At 63.1% G+C, this 17,779-nt stretch carries 19 protein-coding genes; 6 read left to right on the forward strand and 13 right to left on the reverse strand.

What is annotated here, in order from left to right; translation table 11 throughout:
* Positions 1-39 precede the first annotated feature (39 nt).
* A complete protein-coding gene (locus NKH98_RS13635; protein ID WP_352899106.1) occupies positions 40-798 on the forward strand; it encodes an HpcH/HpaI aldolase family protein in 759 nt (252 codons plus the stop codon).
* A gap of 12 nt (positions 799-810) precedes the next feature.
* The gene (locus NKH98_RS13640; protein WP_352801302.1) at positions 811-1,767 is read left to right on the forward strand and encodes a C-terminal binding protein; all 957 of its coding nucleotides are present in this window, start codon (positions 811-813) and stop codon (positions 1,765-1,767) included.
* Positions 1,768-2,007: 240 nt separating this feature from the next.
* Here NKH98_RS13640 and NKH98_RS13645 read toward each other — a convergent pair whose 3' ends face one another.
* From NKH98_RS13645 to NKH98_RS13680, 8 genes are all read right to left on the reverse strand, one after another.
* The gene (locus NKH98_RS13645) at positions 2,008-2,487 is read right to left on the reverse strand and encodes a MaoC/PaaZ C-terminal domain-containing protein (RefSeq protein WP_352476485.1); all 480 of its coding nucleotides are present in this window, start codon (positions 2,485-2,487) and stop codon (positions 2,008-2,010) included.
* 1 nt (position 2,488) lies between these two features.
* Complete coding sequence (locus tag NKH98_RS13650; protein ID WP_352899108.1) at positions 2,489-3,565, reverse strand: Gfo/Idh/MocA family protein; 1,077 nt, start codon at positions 3,563-3,565, stop codon at positions 2,489-2,491.
* Positions 3,558-3,887 carry an L-rhamnose mutarotase gene (locus NKH98_RS13655; protein WP_023676093.1) on the reverse strand — a complete coding sequence of 110 codons (330 nt, stop codon included), beginning with the start codon at positions 3,885-3,887 and terminating at the stop codon, positions 3,558-3,560. Before NKH98_RS13655 ends, NKH98_RS13650 begins: the two co-directional genes overlap by 8 nt.
* Positions 3,888-3,896: 9 nt before the next feature.
* The gene (locus NKH98_RS13660; protein ID WP_352801306.1) at positions 3,897-5,009 is read right to left on the reverse strand and encodes a mandelate racemase/muconate lactonizing enzyme family protein; all 1,113 of its coding nucleotides are present in this window, start codon (positions 5,007-5,009) and stop codon (positions 3,897-3,899) included.
* A 4-nt stretch (positions 5,010-5,013) separates the two neighbouring features.
* Positions 5,014-6,111, reverse strand: coding sequence for an ABC transporter ATP-binding protein (locus NKH98_RS13665; RefSeq protein WP_352899112.1), 1,098 nt, complete (start codon positions 6,109-6,111; stop codon positions 5,014-5,016).
* Position 6,112: 1 nt separating this feature from the next.
* Positions 6,113-6,979, reverse strand: coding sequence for a carbohydrate ABC transporter permease (locus tag NKH98_RS13670; protein ID WP_352737234.1), 867 nt, complete (start codon positions 6,977-6,979; stop codon positions 6,113-6,115).
* 2 nt (positions 6,980-6,981) lie between these two features.
* On the reverse strand, positions 6,982-7,878 hold the full coding sequence (locus tag NKH98_RS13675; protein WP_254818773.1) for a carbohydrate ABC transporter permease: 897 nt from the start codon (positions 7,876-7,878) through the stop codon (positions 6,982-6,984).
* Between the two features lie 142 nt (positions 7,879-8,020).
* Complete coding sequence (locus NKH98_RS13680) at positions 8,021-9,340, reverse strand: ABC transporter substrate-binding protein (RefSeq protein ID WP_352899114.1); 1,320 nt, start codon at positions 9,338-9,340, stop codon at positions 8,021-8,023.
* Between the two features lie 159 nt (positions 9,341-9,499).
* On the opposite strand from NKH98_RS13680, the gene NKH98_RS13685 reads away from it, so the two are divergent.
* Positions 9,500-10,288, forward strand: coding sequence for an IclR family transcriptional regulator (locus NKH98_RS13685; RefSeq protein ID WP_352801313.1), 789 nt, complete (start codon positions 9,500-9,502; stop codon positions 10,286-10,288).
* Positions 10,289-10,355: 67 nt separating this feature from the next.
* Positions 10,356-11,192, forward strand: coding sequence for an amidohydrolase family protein (locus NKH98_RS13690; protein WP_352899117.1), 837 nt, complete (start codon positions 10,356-10,358; stop codon positions 11,190-11,192).
* A 66-nt stretch (positions 11,193-11,258) separates the two neighbouring features.
* On the opposite strand, the gene NKH98_RS13695 is transcribed toward NKH98_RS13690, so the two are convergent.
* Genes NKH98_RS13695 through NKH98_RS13710 form a run of 4 tightly spaced genes read right to left on the reverse strand, consistent with a single transcriptional unit; the run spans position 11,259 to position 14,392 of the window.
* Complete coding sequence (locus NKH98_RS13695) at positions 11,259-11,492, reverse strand: hypothetical protein (RefSeq protein ID WP_352899118.1); 234 nt, start codon at positions 11,490-11,492, stop codon at positions 11,259-11,261.
* 21 nt (positions 11,493-11,513) lie between these two features.
* Positions 11,514-12,656, reverse strand: a complete 1,143-nt coding sequence (locus NKH98_RS13700; protein ID WP_352899308.1) for an extracellular solute-binding protein — start codon at positions 12,654-12,656, stop codon at positions 11,514-11,516.
* A 20-nt stretch (positions 12,657-12,676) separates the two neighbouring features.
* Positions 12,677-13,837, reverse strand: coding sequence for a CaiB/BaiF CoA transferase family protein (locus tag NKH98_RS13705; protein WP_352899120.1), 1,161 nt, complete (start codon positions 13,835-13,837; stop codon positions 12,677-12,679).
* Between the two features lie 3 nt (positions 13,838-13,840).
* The gene (locus NKH98_RS13710; RefSeq protein WP_352899121.1) at positions 13,841-14,392 is read right to left on the reverse strand and encodes a MaoC family dehydratase; all 552 of its coding nucleotides are present in this window, start codon (positions 14,390-14,392) and stop codon (positions 13,841-13,843) included.
* A gap of 190 nt (positions 14,393-14,582) precedes the next feature.
* Between NKH98_RS13710 and NKH98_RS13715 the strand changes: the two genes are divergently transcribed.
* A complete protein-coding gene (locus NKH98_RS13715) occupies positions 14,583-15,680 on the forward strand; it encodes a lactonase family protein (RefSeq protein WP_352899123.1) in 1,098 nt (365 codons plus the stop codon).
* Positions 15,681-15,687: 7 nt separating this feature from the next.
* On the opposite strand, the gene NKH98_RS13720 is transcribed toward NKH98_RS13715, so the two are convergent.
* The gene (locus NKH98_RS13720; protein ID WP_254818766.1) at positions 15,688-16,401 is read right to left on the reverse strand and encodes a GntR family transcriptional regulator; all 714 of its coding nucleotides are present in this window, start codon (positions 16,399-16,401) and stop codon (positions 15,688-15,690) included.
* Between the two features lie 257 nt (positions 16,402-16,658).
* On the opposite strand from NKH98_RS13720, the gene NKH98_RS13725 reads away from it, so the two are divergent.
* Positions 16,659-17,747, forward strand: coding sequence for an ABC transporter ATP-binding protein (locus tag NKH98_RS13725; RefSeq protein ID WP_352899125.1), 1,089 nt, complete (start codon positions 16,659-16,661; stop codon positions 17,745-17,747).
* Positions 17,748-17,779 lie beyond the last annotated feature (32 nt).

A 17,779-nucleotide genomic window follows, 5' to 3' on the forward strand; every position in this document is an offset into this window, starting at 1 on the left:
AAACAGGGTTTGCCGACGCCGAAAATTTCTGGAGATTTCATGTACGACTTTCGCAAGAAATGTATCTCTCTCGATCGCCTCATCGGCACCTTCTGCGCCATCCCGCACCCTGTGGCGGTCGAAGTGGCGGCCGCGAGCGGGGTCGATTTCCTGTGCATCGACTGGGAGCATTCGCAGATCGGCCGCGAACGGCTCGAGGATCTGATCCGCGCCGCCGATGTCCACAAGGTTCCCGCGATGGTGCGCGTTCCCGGCCACACGCCGGAGTGGATCGCGGCCGCGCTCGACGCCGGCGCGTCGGGCGTCCTGGTGCCGCGCGTCTCCACGGCCGAGCAAGCCCGCATGGCGGTCATGGCCTGCCGTTACCCGCCGGTCGGCGCCCGCGGTGTCGGTCCAGGCCGCGCCGCCGGTTATGGCTACAGCATTCCGGACTACCTAAAATCGGCCAACGAGGTCCTGACGGTCGCCATCCAGGTCGAGACGGCCGAAGGCCTCGCCAACATCGACGACATCGTCCAGGTCGACGGCGTCGACGTGGTCTTCATCGGCCCCGGCGACCTGTCGGTCTCGATCGACGCCATGGGGCCGGCCGGCCAGGACAAGCTCAATGCCGCGATTATGAGGATCGCGGCCGCGGCGCGCGCGGCCCGCAAGGCCGTCGGCATCTTTCGCCCTTCGGCGGATGATGTCGGCAAATGGTCGCGGCACGGCATCAGCTTCTACATGCTGGCCAGCGACACGATGTTTCTCGGCGCCGGCCTTGCCGCCGGTGTCGCGTCGGCGCGCAGCGCCTCATAGCAAGAGTTTGGCATGAAGATCATCAAGACCGACGGCGTGTTGTCAGTCGAGGAAGAGCAGTTGCGCTACCTCGACGGCTTGAGCGCCGAGTTTGTCGAAAAGACGCTGCTCACGGAAGATGCCCTGATCGAACACTGCCGCGACGCCGACGCATTGATGGTATTGCGAGAGCCGATCACGGCTCGCGTTTTGGCGGAACTGAAGAGGCTCAAGGTCGTCGGACGGTTCGGCGTCGGGCTCGATTCGATCGACGTCGAGGCCGCCAGCCGTGCCGGTGTTCAGATAACCTACGTGCCGGATGCCAATCTGGTGGAAGTCAGCACCCACGCCATGGCCCTGATCCTGGCCTTGACGCGCAGGCTGAAGCAGTTCGACAGCGCGGTGCGCGCCGGCCGCTGGGCTGCAATGACCGATGGCGCCGGCATCATACGGCCCGACAGGCAGATCATCGGCCTGATCGGCTTCGGCCAGATCGGGCGCCTGACTGCCGAGCGGGCGCGTGTCTTCGGCTACCACATCATCGCCTACGACCCGTACATGCCGGCCGAGCGCATCACGGCCGGTGGTGCTGAACCGGTCGGCTTCGACGAGTTGCTTGCCAGCGCCGACATCGTCTCGCTGCACGTTCCCGCGACACCGGAGACCAGAAACATCATGTCGGCGCAAGCCCTGTCGCGGATGAAGGAAGGGGCGATACTCATCAACGTGTCCCGCGGCGGCCTCGTCGACGAGGTTGCCTTGGCGGATCTGATCCGGCGTCGCCATCTGGCTGGCGCCGGCATCGACACTTTCGAGCGGGAGCCGCCTTCGCCCGACAATCCGCTGCTGGCGCTGGACACCGTCCTGGTCAGTCCACACGCGGCGCACTACTCGACCCAGTCTTACGCGGAGGTTCGCAACAAGGTGTTTGCCGATGTCGCATCGGTCCTGCGCGGCGGCAAGCCGGTATATCCGGTCAACCGGATATGACCATTCCCGATGTCGGCACCATCCGCTGCCTGTCGACAGTTCCACCTTGACGTTCCGGGGCAGGCGCCCTTGAGCGCGACCTCGGCAAGCGGATAGAGACGGGAACGGGTGAAGAGTGAATTCGCATTTTTTGCCGACAGCGCCACATTTTGTTCTTGCTTTGTGCCGGCAGCTATGCTACTAGTTTGTGTATGGTGCTGATTCGCACCGAGGACCCGTCGCAAGGCGGGTTTTTTGTCTTTAGGTTTCAGCGCCATCCGTCGAGGCTCTGCTCGGCTTGTCGCGACGCTCGACGATGTAGATGTGGTCGGCGACCAACACCACGTCGCCATGCTGGTTGATCACCTCGCAGCGCTCGATGACCCGGCCTGAATCGGGTCGCTTCGGATCGTCTTCCCTAGCTGAGATGGTGGTGCGGGTCCGGATCGTATCGCCGATGAACACCGGCTTGATGAAGCGCAGCCTGTCGTAGCCATAGGAGAAGGCAACCGGGTTGACGACGCTTGCCGTCAGTCCGACGCCGACCGAAAAGACCAGCGTGCCGTGGGCGATGCGCTGGCCAAACGGCGTCGTCTTCATGAACTCGGCGTCCATGTGGTGGGGAAAGAAATCGCCGGTATGGCCGGCATGGACGACGAAATCGGTCTCGGTGATGGTGCGCCCGCTGGTCATGCGCGACGACCCGATCTGATAGTCCTCGAAGTAGATCGTCTGCTCCATGTCAGGGCCTCGCCGGTATCGGTGTTGCTGGCGCCGCGCTCGATTGATAGGCGGCTTCGACCAGCGCCATGGTGCTCCAGCCGTCCTCGACGGAACTGACAAGCTCGGCGTCCTCGCCCGACGCGTAGCGCTGGACATTGGCCATGCGGCCGGCAAAGGCGTCCGGAAACCATGAGCCGACGAGTGGAACCGCAATCCAGCCCTTGCCGCCTTTGGGGTAGATTTCGAGAATATCCGGCTCGCCGCGCGGATAATCGAGGTTGACGCCTAATTTGAGGTAAGCGGCGCCCTCGGTGCCGCAGATGCGGAATTCGCAAGCCTGGTGTTTTCGACCGAATTTGTGATCGTGGTTGATCGACAGCGCACAGCGCACGGTGTCGCCATAGTCGAGGATCGCGCTGGTGCGCGTTTGCGCAACCTTATGGCCGGGGTGGCCGAGTGTCTTGGCGTGAACCCCCTTGGGATCGCCGAGCAATTGCCGGATCAGGTCGAGATAATGGATCGAATGCATGGCGATCTCGACACGCGGCGCCTGCAACAGGAATTCCCAGAGCTGCCAGGGTGTCGCCAGCGCCAGCCATGCGTCGAAATCGACCACTTCGCCCAGCCAGCCCTTGGCGATCGCATCCTTCAGCGCCAGCATCATCGGCGCAAAACGGAGTTGGAAATTCACAGCGGCCCTGAGGTTTTTTGAGCGGCAGATTTCGAGGATCTCGGTCGCCTCGGTGAGGTCGCTGCCCATCGGCTTCTGGATCAGCGCCACCGCACCATCGGGCAGCGCCCTGAGCACGCCGGCGTGATAGGCCGGCGGTGTCGCCAGGTCGAATACGGCGTCCTTGATTGACGCAGCTTCCTCGACCGACCGGTAAGCGGTGACGCCCCATTTCTGCGCCAGTTTTTCCGCCTTGGCCAGGTCGGGGTCGAAAAGCCCGGCAACCGGGAAACCGGCTTTCCCATAGGCCGGGAAATGCGCATCGCCGACGATCGAGCCGGCGCCGAAAATCACGATCGGCCTGGGCTTTGACGGTTGTGCCCAGGCCCGGGAAAGCGAGGCAGGATCGAAAATGTCATCAGTCATAGTGGAAGACTTCGTCCATCGACGCCCACCACTCGCCCTCCTTGCGGGTCGGCAGCGGCTCCTGGCATGGCATGCACAGCGCCCACCATTCCTGCGTCGTGGGATCGGCAGCCATCTTCGCCATGTCGGCGGCATAGTCGGTGCCGTGGTACTCGAAGGTGCTGAACAAAAGGTGCTCCGGCTCCCTTAGATAGATCGAATAATTCTTGATGTTGCAGGCGGAAATCATCTTGAGGACGTCCGGCCAGACGGCAGCGTGAAGCCGCACATACTCGGCGACTTTCTCCGGCTTGAGACCGAGCACCATTCCCATTCGCTGCATGTCCGCCTCCTATTTCACTATCGCCACGGTGAATTCCGCGATGCTCTTCGACTTGATCGCATCCCAGTCCCAGTCGATGCCGATGCCGGGCTCGTCCGGCGCCAGCGCGTGCCCGTCCTCGATACGCATTTTCTTGCCGGTCAGCTCGTCGAGCTGGGGAATATACTCGACATATCTGCCGTTCTGAACGGCGCATGTCAGGCTGACATGCAGTTCCATCAGGAAATGCGGGCAGACCGGTATGTCGAACGCCTCGGCTGCATGCGCCACCTTCAGCCACGGCGTGATGCCGCCGATGCGACCGACATCGACCTGCACGATCGAACACGCGCCCTTTTGCATATATTCGCGGAAATGCCGGATCGAATAGAGCGACTCGCCGATAGCGATCGGCGTCGATGTGGCACTCGACAGCCGCACATGACCGTCAATGTCGTCGGCCGGCAGCGGTTCCTCGATCCAGGCGAGGTCGAGTTCACGCAAGCGCTCGGCCCGGCGGATCGCCTCGTCGACTGAAAAGCCCTGGTTGCAGTCGGTCATGATCTCGTAGGAGTCTCCAACCGCCCGGCGCACCGCCGTCAGCCGGGCAAGATCCTCGGAACCGTGCGGCTTGCCGATCTTGACCTTCGAGCCGCGAAACCCCTTGGCCTTGGCGGCCAGCGCATCCTCGACCAGTGCCTCGGTTTCGATATGCAGCCAGCCGCCTTCGGTGGTGTAGAGCGGGCAGCGGTCCTTGGCGCCGCCGGCAAGCTTCCACAGCGGCAGGTTTTGCTTCCTCGCCCGCAGGTCCCAAAGCGCAGTGTCGATGGCCGCCAGCGCGATTGCCGTGATCGCGCCGATCGTCGTGGCATGGGTGGCGAACTCCAGCTCGCGCCAGATCGCCTCGATCATGTCGGCGTCGCGGCCGATCAGCCGCGGCGCAAGGTGGTCGGCCAGGAGCCGCATCACCGAGGAGCCGCCGGTGCCGATCGTGTAGCTGTAGCCGGTGCCGACCGCGCCGTCGGCGTCGGTGATGGTGACGATCGGTGTTTCCTGGCTGACAAAACTCTGGATGGCATCGGTGCGCTTGACCTTCGGCACCAAGTCGACCATGCGCAGTTCGACTTTCTCGATCTTTGCCATGATTTTAACCTCGCAATGTTTTGCCCGTTTCGGCAGAAAACAGATGGGCCTGCGACAGGTCCAGGCTCATCCTGACCCGGTCTCCGGCCCTGAGCGGCTTTGGATTGAGCATGCGGGATACCCAGTCGCTGCCGTTGAATTCGGCAAACACCAGCGTCTCGTTGCCAAGCGGTTCGGTGACGGTCACCGGCAGTTCCACCTGGTGGACGTCGACCTCTTCGCCGGAGCTGATGCCGTGTCCCGTCGGATAGATGTCGTCGGGCCTGAGGCCGAATACGACCTTGTCGCCGGTTCCGACATTTGCCTTGAACTGGCTGGGCAGAGGCAGTCTCTCGCCGCTGGCGAACAGCAGCTGTCCGTCGTCGACAACCGCCTCGTGCAAATTCATCGGCGGTGAGCCGATGAAGCCGGCGACGAAGCGCGTCTGCGGCCGGCGGAAGACCTCGTCGGGTGTGCCGACCTGCTCGATGAACCCGTCACGCATGATGACGATGCGGTCGGCCAATGTCATCGCTTCGACCTGGTCATGGGTGACGTAGATCACCGTCGACCGGACCTTGGCATGGAGTTTCTTGATCTCGGTGCGCATCTGCGTCCGAAGCTTGGCGTCGAGATTGGAAAGCGGCTCGTCGAACAGGAAGACGTCGGGATCGCGCACGATGGCGCGACCCATGGCGACGCGCTGGCGCTGTCCGCCCGACAGCTGCGACGGCCGGCGGTCGAGCAACTGGTCGAGGCCGAGAATGCCGGACGCTTCGGCGACGCGACGGTCCATTTCTTCCTTCGCGGCGCCGGCTATCTTCAGCGAGAAGCCGAGGTTTTCGCGCACCGTCATATGCGGATAGAGCGCGTAGGACTGGAACACCATCGAGATGTTGCGCGAGCGCGGCGGCAGGTCGTTGACCATGCGGCCGCCGATCTCGATGATCCCGTCGCTGATCGCCTCGAGGCCGGCGATCATGCGCAGGGTTGTCGACTTGCCGCAGCCGGACGGCCCGACCAGCGCGATGAACTCGCGGTCGGCGACCTCGAGGTCGATGCCGTGCACGACCGCCACCGGACCATAGCTCTTGGTGAGTTTCTTGAGCGATACAGTTGCCATGTCAGCCTTTCACCGCGCCGGAAGTGAGGCCGCCGACGAGATGTTTCTGGACGATGAAGGTAAGCGTGAGCGCCGGTATGATCATAACCACGGCGAGCGCGCACATGCCGCGCCAGTCGATGGTGAATTCGGCCGTATAGTCGAGCAGGCCGACCGGCAGGGTCTTGGAGTTGATCGAGCGTGTCAGCTGCGAGGCGAGCGCGAACTCGTTCCAGGAGGTGAGGAAGGCAAAGATGCCGGCCGAGGCGATGCCCGGCCCGGCCAACGGAAACTCGACCTGCCAGAAGGCCTGCCAGCGCGTGCAGCCGTCGATCTGCGCCGCCTCGGCGAGGTCTTTCGGCACCTGGCGGAAAAAGCCGTCGATCAGCCAAACGGTGAAGGGCACGTTGAGCGCGACATAGACCAGGATCAGCCCGAAATGCGTGTCGATGATGCCGAGCCGCGCAAAGACGAAGAACAGCGGCAGCGACAGCGCAATGCCAGGCACCGTGCGCGTCAGCATCAGGCCAAGGAACATCGCCGATTTGGCGCGAAAGCGGTAGCGCGCAAAGGCATAGCCGCCGGCCATGCCGATAACGATGGCGATCACCGTCGAGGTCACCGAGATGATCAGCGAATTGCGGAAGTAGTCGAGCACCGGAATGCCGCCCTGGCCGACGCCGCTGAACATGGCTGTGTAGGCATCGAGCGAGAGTTGCTGCGGGATCCACACCGGCGGCTTGGCCATGATCTCGACGGTCGGCCGCAGCGACGACAGCACGATCCAGATGCCGGGCAGGCAGATGACCAGCATGGCCAGGAACAGTCCGATGCCGTGAACGATGCCGAGCGCTTTGTTGCCGACGCGATGCAGGCTGTTCTGGTCCATCCTCACCACTCCGCCGCGATCTGCGTGCGCGCCGCGGCGAGCTTGCGGTAGAAATAGACGGTGAACAGGATGGACAGCAGGATCGAGAAATAGGCCATGGCGTTGGCCATTCCCATCCGGGCATCGCCATAGGCGGTGCGGGCGACGAGCGTCCAGACCAGTTCGGTGCGGCCGGCAGGACCGCCGTCGGTCATGATCTTGACGATGTCATAGGCGCGCGCGACGTCGAGCGAGCGGATGGTCATGGCGATGAAGGCAAACGGCATGATGAACGGCCAGGTGACATAGCGGAATGTCTGCCACGGCGTGCAGCCGTCGACGCGGGCCGCCTCGACCGGTTCGCGCGGCATCGCCAGCAGCCCGGCAAGGATCAGGATCGCGAACACCGAGGTCGACGACCAGATCTCGGCGGTCAGGATGGCGATGAAGGCGAGATTGCCGTCGATCAGCCACGGGATGGCGCGGTCGGTCAGGCCGAGCCCCTGCAGGGCGTTGTTCACCAGGCCGATATTGTCGTTGAACATGAATTTGAACTGGAATCCGACCAGGATCGGCGAAAACATCATCGGAAACATCATGATGGTGCGCAGAACCCGCTGGCCGCGCGATGCCTTTTCCACCAGCAGCGCCAGCCCGAGCCCGATCACCATTTCCAGGTTGAGCGCCACCGTCAGCAGGACCACGGTGCGGGCAAAGGCAACCCAGAAAGCGCGGCTGGTCAGGATGGCGACGTAGTTGCGCGCGCCGATGAAGACCCAGAACGTCTCCGGCCTGGTCAGCCGGAACGGCGTGAAGCTGGAATAGAGCGACAGCAGCAGCGGCACCACCACCACCGCCGCAAGCACGATCACCGCCGGCAGCAGGAGCAGCAATGGCGGCGAAGGTCTCCAGCCTTTCATGGCGATCCGGTTCTGGTTGGTGCCCGGACACCGAAGGCCGCCATTGGCGAGCTGGGATCAAGACAAAGCGTGTTGCGCATGGTTCGAAAAAAGTTCGGGGCGCCGCTCTTCAATGAGCGCGGCGCCCCCCTTGGTTGAATGATCAAAGCTTGCCTGCGTCCTCGAGGATCTGGGTGGCCTTGGCGGCAGCGTCGTCCAGCGCCTGCTTGGAGGTCTTGTCGCCAAGGATGGCGGCCTGCAATTCGGGATAGACGGCGTTGGAGATTTCGATCCATTCAGGTGTCTGCGGCACGGCAAAAGCGTGCTTTGCCTCTTCCTGGAACGCGGCCAGCACTTCCTTCTTATAGGGATCGCTTGCCGCCTGCTGAATATCCCAGTCCCACACCGCCGTGCGGGTCGGCAGTGGGCCGCTTGCCGCCTCGAGCTTCTGGCTGTCCTCATTGGTCAGGAACCAGACCAGCGACGCCGCCGCTTCCTTGCTGGCGCAGTTTTCGGTGACTGAAAATCCGTGGTGCCCCGACCAGCCGGTGCGAATGCCGGCCGATCCCTTCGGCGCCACCTTCACCCCGACATTGCCGGCGACCTTCGACGACTTTGGATCGTTGAAGAAGCCTGCCCAGCCCGGCCAGTCGAGGTTGATGGCGACGGTGCCCGAGGCAAAGCCCTGGCCGAGATCGTCCCACAGATAGTTGGTGGTGCCGGCCGGCACCGCCTTGGCCTTGTAGAGATTGACGAACCAGTCGAGCGCGTGCACGCCGGCCTCCGAGTTGAAAGCGGGCCTGCCGTCCTTGTCGAGGTACTCGCCACCGTCGGCGATGAGCATCTCGTAAAAACGGCCGTTGATCGCCTCTTCCTTGCCGGCGAACTGGGTGCCATAGAAATCGGGCGGGCTGGCGAAGAATTCCGCCTGCTGGGCGACCTCGTCCCAGGTGTCGGGCGGTGTCAGTTCCTTGCCGTACTTGGCCTTGTAGGCGGCCTTCTTGGCTTCGTCCCGATAGAGGCTCTTCTGGTAATAGAGCGCCGAGACATCGAACTGCGCGCGCGGCAGCATCACCAGCTTGCCGTCGAGCGTCGAGGCCTTGATCGTCGACGGCACGAAGGCGTCGATCTCCTCCTTCGGCAGCAGCTTGTTCAGGTCGGTGTAGATATCAGGATATTGCGGCGCGAAGGACGAGTGGTTCGAGCCGACGCACCAGTTGATGCTGCCGGAGGCGATGTCCGACTTGATCTCCTTGTCGAGCTCGAAGTGGTTCTTTTTCGAGATCACGTTGACCTTGGCGCCGGTCAGTTTTTCCCATTCGCCGATGCGCGCGTAGAGCCCTTCATATTGCTGGCCGCCGATCAGCTTGGCGTCGATGGTGACGCCGTCGAATTTGCCTGGCAGGTCGGCAGCAAGGGCAGCACTCGCACCAAGTGCGAGCAGCGTTACGCCGGCCGACAGGCCGCAGAACAGTTTCGTCATTGGTATCCTCCCAAGAGCTTGCATCGATCGCCTTGTGAGGTCGATCGGCAGCTTCATTCATATACAAACAAAACATTCATGCGATCGTCAAGCCGAAAGTTCTTTCGGAAGCAATACCGTTATGCGTATATGAAAAATGCAATTCACTGGAGAGGCGGAATGGCAGAGGACGAGGAAGACGACCGCTATCGAGCCCCGGCGCTGGACAAGGGGCTCGACATCCTCGAGCTGCTGGCCGGTGTCGATGGCGGCCTGACGCAGGCGGAAATCGCCAAGAAGCTCGACCGCAGCCCGAACGAATTCTATCGCATGCTGGACCGGCTGGTGCGGCGTGGCTATGTCACGCGGCCCGATGGCGACCGTTACTCGCTGACGCTCAAGCTGTTTGGTCTGGCGCAGCTGCACGCGCCGGTGCGACGGCTGGTTTCCTATGCGACGCCGCTGATGCGCGAGCTGGCCGAGACCACGCAGCAGGCAAATCAGCTGGTCGTCTTCGATCGCGGCTCCGCCGTAGTGATCGCACAGCAGGAGGCGCCGGATTACTGGGGCATCTCGATCCGCGTCGGCTCGCATATCAGCCTGTTCGACACCGGCTCCGGCCATGTGTTGCTGGCGTTCCGCCCGCCGGAAGAGCGGCAGATGATGATCTCAGAACATCTGCGAAGCACCGACAAGCCGCCGCAATCGCCGGAGTTCTTTGCCCGCCTCGACCAGATCCGGGAACGCGGCTACGAGATGATGGCATCGATGCAGACCGCCGGTGTCTTCAACCTGTCGACGCCGGTTCTTGGCTCGGACGGCAGGGCGATCGCCGCGCTGTCGATCCCCTACATAACCCTGGTCAACGCACCCAAGGCGCCCGACATTACGAGGACGATTGAGCTGCTGCTGGCAGCGACCGAAAAGCTGTCGCACCTGGCGGGATCGACCGTCAAGCAATCGCGATGAATTCTTATTTGAATGAAGAATTTCTCCATGAGATGATCGCGAAGTCGCCAAGGAGGAGCGCGCCACCATGATTTTCGACACTCATCTGCACCTGATCGACCAGTCCGCGCTGCGCTATCCCTGGCTGGCCGGCGTGCCGGCGCTCAACCGCGATTTCTCCTACGACGAATATGCAGTCCAGGCCCGCCGCGCCGGCATCGAGGGCGCATTGCACATGGAGGTCGATGTCGATCCTGCCGACATCGAGGCCGAGACCAGCCATGTGAAAACGCTGTCGCAGCAGAAGGGCAGCCTGCTACGCGGTGCAATCGCCTCGTGCCGTCCGGAAGAGCCGGGCTTTGCCGGCTATCTCGAGCGCCAGCGTGAAGATTCTTTCGTCAAGGGCTTTCGGCGTGTGCTGCACGTCATGCCGGATGAACTGTCGGAAGGCGCGCTGTTTCGTGAAAACATCAAGCGGCTTGCCGGCAGCGGCCTGACCTTCGACCTCGTCGTCCTGCCGCACCAGATCCCCAAGGCGCTCGTACTCGCCGACCTCGCGCCGGATGTGCAGTTCGTGCTCGACCATTGCGGCGTGCCGGACATCAAGGGCGGTGCCGAGCACCCCTGGCGCGAGCACATGGCGGAGATCGCGCGGCGCCCGAATGTCGTCGGCAAAATTTCCGGTGTGGTCGCCTATGCGGATGCCGGATCCTGGACTGTCGAAACGCTGCGTTCCTATGTCGAGCACACCATCGAATGCTTCGGCTGGGATCGGGTCGTCTGGGGCAGCGACTGGCCGGTCTGCACGCTCGGCGGTGGGCTTACGACCTGGATTGCGGCAACGCACGCGCTGCTTGCCGGCACCAGCGACGATGAACGGCAAAAGCTGCTCTCCGGCAACGCCAAGCGGCTGTGGAGTTTGTAGAGCAATTTTGCAGCCAAGTGGAATCACTTGGCGTCGCACAAATGCGGCTAAAACGAATAGACGGCCTCAGATGGTCGCCGACACGCGCCGCTCGCGACCGTAGAGCGAAACCAGGAGCACGATGACCATGCCAAGTGCCGCCCAGACCGACGACAGCACCTTCTGCGGCGCGCCGTCATATTGCGCCTTCAGTTCGGCCGGCAATCCAGCGATCACGCCCGAAACGTCTTGAGCCCAGGCTATGGTCCTGAGCGATGCAAGTGCGGTTGCGGTCATAAGGCCGCGGATCAGCCTGTTCATGTTCTCCTCTGTTCGGTTGTTTCAGGCTTCTCCGCCGGCAACGCCGGACACCTGCCTCGAAAGGCTCTCCCGAAACAGGCGATTGAGATCGGCAACGACGCGAGCGGCATTGTGCCTTTCGCTCAGGCCAAGATTGATGCGATCTGACGCCGCCTGCTGGAAGGCCATGTAGCCGTCGTGCCGCGGCCTGATCCAGGCACCTTCGAGCGTGGCTCGGGTGTCCTTGTAGAAATTGCCGCTGGCGGCATTGACGGCGGCATCCGCCCAGGCTGCCGCATGGCCGGGCTGGCCGCCGGCCGAGGCGTAAGGGCCGCGCTGCACGTCACCGCTGGCGATCCAGTAAGCGAAGTCGATGGCCGCCCGCCTGGCCTTCGAAAAGGCCGACACGGCGATGCCGGTCCCGCCGAGCGCCGAGCCTTTGGGACCGACATTGCCCGCAGCAGGGATATCGGCGAAAACAACGCGGCTGGGCCGGAATCCGGCGATGGCGTAGGAGACATAGCCATAGATCAGCGGCGCACAGGCGATCCGCGATCCCGATCCGGCCATTTGCTCAAGAACCGCGATCGGGTCCATGCCAAGACAGGCCGGGTCGACGAGCGCCGCGATCTCGCGCATCATCTCGAAAACCTGCTTGCCAGTTGCTGGATCCACATGGTCCCCCGGGCCTTCACCGGCGGGCCGGCCGAGATTGCCGGCGAGCGTGTAGAGCACCATCAGCGAATGCGGCGGCCTGAGCGGCAACAACACGCGGCCCTGCCGCGCCAGATCGAGCGCATCGGCCCAGCTCGCCGGCGCAGCCGAGAGCATGTCGGGCCGCCACGCCTGCACCTGGCTGGCCGCGTCGATCGGAAACGCCCACTGCCGGCCCTGCCAGTTATAGCTGGCATAGGACCGGCCGACGCTGCCCGCCGCAAGTGCTGCGCGTTCGGCTTCCAGGCCGGCGACATCGAGCGGCGTCAGGCAGTTCTCGGCGGTGATCTGGCCGACATGCGGATGGTCGATGACGATCAGATCATAGGCGCGGGCCAGTTCCTCGACCGGAAAGGACTCGAAATCCTGCAGCGAGCGCTTGTCCCATTCGATAGTGACGCCGGTCCGTTCCTTCCACAGCGCCGAACAGGCGACCATTGGGTCATAGCCGCGCGGATGGCTCCAGGTCATGCCTTTGAGTATGACGTCGCTCACAGCCCGAACTCCGCGCGGATTTTTGCGCTGTGCTCGCCGATGCGTGGCGCGGCCCGCTCGACCTTGGCGCGGATGCCGTCAACCCTGAGCGGCGAGCGCGTGGTAAGGATCGAAACGTCATCCTCGCGCGTCACCGTCTGCAGCATGTCGAGAACCTGGAAGCCTTCGCTGGCCATCATTTCCGGCCAGGTCAAAACCTTGGCGCACCAGATGTCGGCAGGTTCGAGGATGGCAAGCCACTCGTCGACCGTTTTCGTCGCGATTTTTTGCGCGATAATCGCCTTGATCTCGTCGCGGGCAGTGAACCAGGTCGACGGCTGATCGCGGTAGGGCGCAAGTTCCTCGAGCCCGAGGAGATCGGCGAGTTTCGAGATCGGCGTCATGGCGATCGCCAGATAGCCGTCCTTGGCCGGATAGACGCCGTAGGGCGCCGACAGATAGGCGTGTGCGCTGCGGAAGCTCGACCGCCGCGGCAGCCGGCGCCCATCATTGAGATGCGTGGTCAGCACCTCGAACTGGAAGTCGACCAGCGCTTCGAGCAGGCTGGTCTCGACATGGCTGCCCTTGCCGGTCACACCGCGCCGCACCAGTGCGGCGAGGATGCCTTGCGCGGCGGCCGAACCCGCCAGCATGTCGGCGATCGCCAGGCCGAAGGGCACCGGCCCCTGGTCCTCGTCGCCGTTCAGCCACATGACGCCGGAACGGGCCTGCGCCAGCAGATCCTGCCCGGGCCGCTTGACCCATGGGCCTTCCTCGCCATAGCCGCTGATCGAGGCATAGACCAAGCGCGGATTGATGTTGCGCACCGCCTCATAATCGAAGCCCAGTCGTTCGATGACGCCGGGCCTGAAGTTCTGGATCAGCACGTCAGCCCTGGCCAGCAGGCCGCGCAGTGCCGCAAGGTCGGCCTCGTCCTTCAAGTCGATGGCAAAGCTTTCCTTGGCGCGGTTGATCGCGTGGAAAATAGTGGAATCGCCGCCGATCTCGGTGTCGCTGAGATAGAGTCGGCGCGACAGGTCGCCGCCATCCGGCCGTTCGATCTTGATGACGCGAGCGCCGAGGTCGAGCAGTCTGAGCGAGCAGTAGGGGCCGGACAAGAACTGGCTCATATCCACAACGATGAGCCCGGTCAGCGGCAGTTCGGCAATGGCAGCCATTGCCTATTTCTCCGTCCTGCCGGCGAAATCGGCCGGATTGCGGTACTTCACCGTCTGCAGGTGCTCGCAATAAAGCACGAGCTCGCCTTCACCTTTGAAGACTTCATAGCTGGCGCGGATCAGCCCCATCTCCTTGTATTTGGGTTTCTTGTCGAGGTTGGAGCGGATCGAATAGATCGTGTCGCCGATGAACACCGGCTTGATGAAGCGCAATTTGTCGTAGCCATAGGAAAAAGCGTTGATGCAATTGGTGGCAACGAGGCCGAGCCCGGCCGAGAACACGAAGGCGCCGGCGACCAGGCGCTTGCCGAAGATGCCTTCTGTTTCGGCGAACATCTGGTCCTGCACGTAAGGATGGATATCGAGCACCAGCGCGTTGAAAAGATGGCTGTCGCCCTCGGCAATGGTCCTGCGCAGCGAGCGGATCTTCTGGCCGACCGGCCAGTCTTCGTAGAACCAGTTCTCCGCGTTCCAGACGGGAAGGTCGGCGTGATCCCTAGGCATGTTGGCGGGGTGTGTCGATGCCACGCCCACGGTTGGCGCGAAACCGCTCATGACGACTTCCCCTGGGAGCGGGAATCGTCCATCAGGGCGCGCCGCAGACCAGCGAAATGCATGATCGATCCTCCCGTCAATCTTCTTTTGTGAATAGTATTTTCACATATGAGGTTGTGATGCAAGCGAGTCTCGGCGAAATTTTGGCGGCTCCGTCGCGGCCAATGCCGGCGGAACATGGGAGGAAGTGATGCAGAATGCCTGTCTGGTTTTCGTCGGCAGCCTCAATCGCGACGCCCCATATTTTCAGGGCGCGCGCGGCGTCGGGCTGGGCGTCTACAGTTTCGACGAGGGGACGCTGGAGACAAAGAAACTGGCCGAGACGGAAGACATCGACAATCCGACCTTTCTGTCGGTGACGCCGGACGGCTCCCACGTCTACGCCAATTCCGAAGTGTTCACCTGGCGCGAAGGGGTTGTCTCGGCCTACCGTTTCGACAGGCGGACCGCCACGCTGTCCTACATCAACAAGCAGCCGACGCTGGGCAGCATCACGGCGCATAACACCATCACGCGCGACGGGACCAAGCTGCTGGTCGCCAATTACGGCATGGGCGAGGGCGGCCCCGATCGCTCGGTCGTGGTCTTGGGGCTGCGCGAGGATGGCGGCCTGAGCGCACCGTTGTCGAGCGTCGCCCATAGCGGGACCGGACCAGACCCCGCACGCCAGGAGCGGCCGCATGCGCATAGCGTAACCGAGACGGTTGCCGGCGGCATGGCGATCGTCGCCGACCTCGGCATCGACCAGCTGGTGTCCTATCGCATCGGCTCAGACGGCAGTCTGGCGAAGCTCGCCGAATCGGCGTTTGCGCCGGGGGCTGGTCCGCGCCATCTCGCGCTGCATCCGGGCGGCCGCTTCGTGTTCGTCATGAACGAGCTGGATTCGACGGTCGTCTCGCTAGCGCTGGAAGACGGATCAGGCAAGCTTGCGGTGATCGACAGTAAGCCGGCGGTGCCGCCCGAGGCGCGCGACGGCAATCACTGCGCCGACATCCAGATCTCGCCCGACGGCCGCTTCCTCTATGGCTCCAACCGCGGTCATAATAGCATCGCCGTGTTTTCGGTCGACCAGCAAACCGGCAGGCTTGCCCTTGTGGGCTATACGCCTTGCGGGGGCGCCACGCCGCGCAATCTGGCCCTGACGCCTTCGGGCGGCCATCTGTTCTCGGCCAACCAGAATGCCGACCGCATCTCGATTTTCGCCCGTGATGCCGCAACCGGCCGGCTCACCGATACCGGCCGATCCATCGATATTGGCACGCCGATGTGCGTGAGGATTGTGCGTTGAAGTGACCTCAGAACTCGAGCGCCTGCCTGAGTGCCGGGCCGCTCCTGACGCGCAAATCGAGGTCGGCCTCGATATGGTCGATGTGGTGCAGCATCAGGGCGCTGCCGCGTTCGGCATTGCCATTTTCCAGCGCTTCGAGGATCTGCGTGTGTTCGTTGTGGCCGCAGCTCGAGATACCCGAGCGGCCATAGAGTGCGATCACCAGCGATGAGCGAGCGACCAATTCCTCCATGAAGCGCTGCAGGATGACGTTTCCCGCGACCGACGCCAGAAGCAGGTGAAAATCCCCCGACGCTTTGATCTCCGATCGCCTTGCGTTCGGTCCGCGTTCGGCGATGAAACGGCCTTCTTCGTCGAGCTGGGCCTTGAACGCGGCGACATGCGCCGGCGTCATCCGCCCGGCGGCGGCAATTGCGATGCCGGGTTCGATGAGCCGGCGCGAGGCAAAGACTTGCCGCGCTTCCTCCGGCGACGGATTGGCGACGAAGGCGCCGCGATTGCGCTCGGTGCGCACCAATCCCTCGAAGGAAAGCATCTGCAGTGCGGCGCGTGCCACGGTGCGGCTGACATCGAACAGCGTGCCGACTTCGCCTTCGGAAAGCTTGGTTCCTGGCGCCAGCCGGCGATCGACGATCGCGTCGCGCAACTGGTCGCGGATCGCCTGCGCGCGATCCTCGTTGGCGGCCTCGATAGCAGGGATAGTCTGGTCGGCAATGTTCATGCAGTGGTCCTGCCTTCTTCTATCCTGAATCGCATCGCTTGGACGAGAGACAAAGTGAATACAGGAACGAAAAATATTGCATACGATTTTTGCGAGGATCGGTGGCAATCGCCTATAATTTGTGCATTGCACAAGGATGCCGTATCGGCAGCCATATTGAGGCGCCCCTGATTTCTTCGAGGATTCAGTCGATTGGTGCGGCGGTGCGCAACTGGCACGCATGATGCTTTGGCTAATCCAACCAAAGGGGAAGCTGGATGTCCAAAGCCGCCGAAATCGACATTGTGTCCGTTTCGAAAGTCTATGGCGCGACGACTGCCGTCGAAGGCATCAGCCTGAAAATCCCTGCGGGAACCTATTGCTGCCTGCTCGGTCCGTCCGGCTGTGGCAAGACCTCGACGCTGCGCATGATCGCCGGGCACGAGAGCATATCGGGCGGCGACGTGCGTCTCGGCAACACAGTGGTTACCGACCTGCCGCCGGCCAGGCGCGGCACCGCCATGATGTTCCAGTCCTACGCGCTGTTTCCGCATCTCGACCTGATCGACAATGTCGCCTTCAGCCTGAAGATGAAGGGCGTCGGCAAGGAAGAGCGCCGCGCCAAGGCACTCGACATGCTGAAGCTGATGCAGATGGAGGCCTATGCCAGCCGTCGTCCGGCGCAGCTTTCCGGCGGGCAGCAGCAGCGCGTTGCTCTCGCCCGCGCATTGATCACCGATCCCGAGGCGCTGTTGCTCGACGAACCGCTTTCGGCGCTCGATCCGTTCCTGAAGATACGCATGCGGGCCGAACTGAAGAAGCTGCAGACATCGCTCGGCATCACTTTCGTCCACGTCACCCACAGCCAGGAAGAGGCGATGGCGCTGGCCGACCTGATCGTGGTGATGAACGACGGCCGAATCGAGCAGGCGGCGCACCCGCGCACGGTATTCGAGCGGCCGGCCACCGCCTTCGTCGCTCGTTTCATGGGCGACCACAATGTCATCTCCGGCCGCGTCGCCGGTAGTCGCGACGGCATGGTCGTTTTCGACGTGCCCGGCGGCGTCGCGCTCGCCGCGAGCGGGCAGGGCAGGGAGACCGGGGAGCCCATCGACATCGCCATTCGCACCGACCACGTGCGCATCGGCGAGCCGCCGGCAGCCGGGCTCGGCTTCACCGGCATTATTGCAAACGTCGAGTACCGCGGTTCGACCGTGAAGCTCTTGGTCAATGGCGCCGGCATCGAGGATTTCACGGTGATCGTCGACGACACCAGCTTCTTCGCCAGGCCGGTCGCCGTCGGCGACGCAGTGCCGATCGCCTGGGACGCCGAGGACGCGATCGTCCTTGGCCGTCTCGATTCCTGAAACCCAGCATAACCAACCAAAACAGGGGAACT

The sequence above is a fragment of the Mesorhizobium sp. M0833 genome (assembly GCF_040319905.1).
Classification (GTDB): Bacteria; Pseudomonadota; Alphaproteobacteria; order Rhizobiales; family Rhizobiaceae; genus Mesorhizobium.

Excerpts from the sequence above, each read along its gene's own strand:
- NKH98_RS13635 (WP_352899106.1), top strand. The coding sequence starts at position 40 with ATGTACGACTTTCGCAAGAAATGTATCTCTCTCGATCGCCTCATCGGC.
- NKH98_RS13640 (WP_352801302.1), top strand. The coding sequence starts at position 811 with ATGAAGATCATCAAGACCGACGGCGTGTTGTCAGTCGAGGAAGAGCAG.
- NKH98_RS13645 (WP_352476485.1), bottom strand. The coding sequence starts at position 2,487 with ATGGAGCAGACGATCTACTTCGAGGACTATCAGATCGGGTCGTCGCGC.
- NKH98_RS13650 (WP_352899108.1), bottom strand. The coding sequence starts at position 3,565 with ATGACTGATGACATTTTCGATCCTGCCTCGCTTTCCCGGGCCTGGGCA.
- NKH98_RS13655 (WP_023676093.1), bottom strand. The coding sequence starts at position 3,887 with ATGCAGCGAATGGGAATGGTGCTCGGTCTCAAGCCGGAGAAAGTCGCC.
- NKH98_RS13660 (WP_352801306.1), bottom strand. The coding sequence starts at position 5,009 with ATGGCAAAGATCGAGAAAGTCGAACTGCGCATGGTCGACTTGGTGCCG.
- NKH98_RS13665 (WP_352899112.1), bottom strand. The coding sequence starts at position 6,111 with ATGGCAACTGTATCGCTCAAGAAACTCACCAAGAGCTATGGTCCGGTG.
- NKH98_RS13670 (WP_352737234.1), bottom strand. The coding sequence starts at position 6,979 with ATGGACCAGAACAGCCTGCATCGCGTCGGCAACAAAGCGCTCGGCATC.
- NKH98_RS13675 (WP_254818773.1), bottom strand. The coding sequence starts at position 7,878 with ATGAAAGGCTGGAGACCTTCGCCGCCATTGCTGCTCCTGCTGCCGGCG.
- NKH98_RS13680 (WP_352899114.1), bottom strand. The coding sequence starts at position 9,340 with ATGACGAAACTGTTCTGCGGCCTGTCGGCCGGCGTAACGCTGCTCGCA.
- NKH98_RS13685 (WP_352801313.1), top strand. The coding sequence starts at position 9,500 with ATGGCAGAGGACGAGGAAGACGACCGCTATCGAGCCCCGGCGCTGGAC.
- NKH98_RS13690 (WP_352899117.1), top strand. The coding sequence starts at position 10,356 with ATGATTTTCGACACTCATCTGCACCTGATCGACCAGTCCGCGCTGCGC.
- NKH98_RS13695 (WP_352899118.1), bottom strand. The coding sequence starts at position 11,492 with ATGAACAGGCTGATCCGCGGCCTTATGACCGCAACCGCACTTGCATCG.
- NKH98_RS13700 (WP_352899308.1), bottom strand. The coding sequence starts at position 12,656 with ATGACCTGGAGCCATCCGCGCGGCTATGACCCAATGGTCGCCTGTTCG.
- NKH98_RS13705 (WP_352899120.1), bottom strand. The coding sequence starts at position 13,837 with ATGGCTGCCATTGCCGAACTGCCGCTGACCGGGCTCATCGTTGTGGAT.
- NKH98_RS13710 (WP_352899121.1), bottom strand. The coding sequence starts at position 14,392 with ATGAGCGGTTTCGCGCCAACCGTGGGCGTGGCATCGACACACCCCGCC.
- NKH98_RS13715 (WP_352899123.1), top strand. The coding sequence starts at position 14,583 with ATGCAGAATGCCTGTCTGGTTTTCGTCGGCAGCCTCAATCGCGACGCC.
- NKH98_RS13720 (WP_254818766.1), bottom strand. The coding sequence starts at position 16,401 with ATGAACATTGCCGACCAGACTATCCCTGCTATCGAGGCCGCCAACGAG.
- NKH98_RS13725 (WP_352899125.1), top strand. The coding sequence starts at position 16,659 with ATGTCCAAAGCCGCCGAAATCGACATTGTGTCCGTTTCGAAAGTCTAT.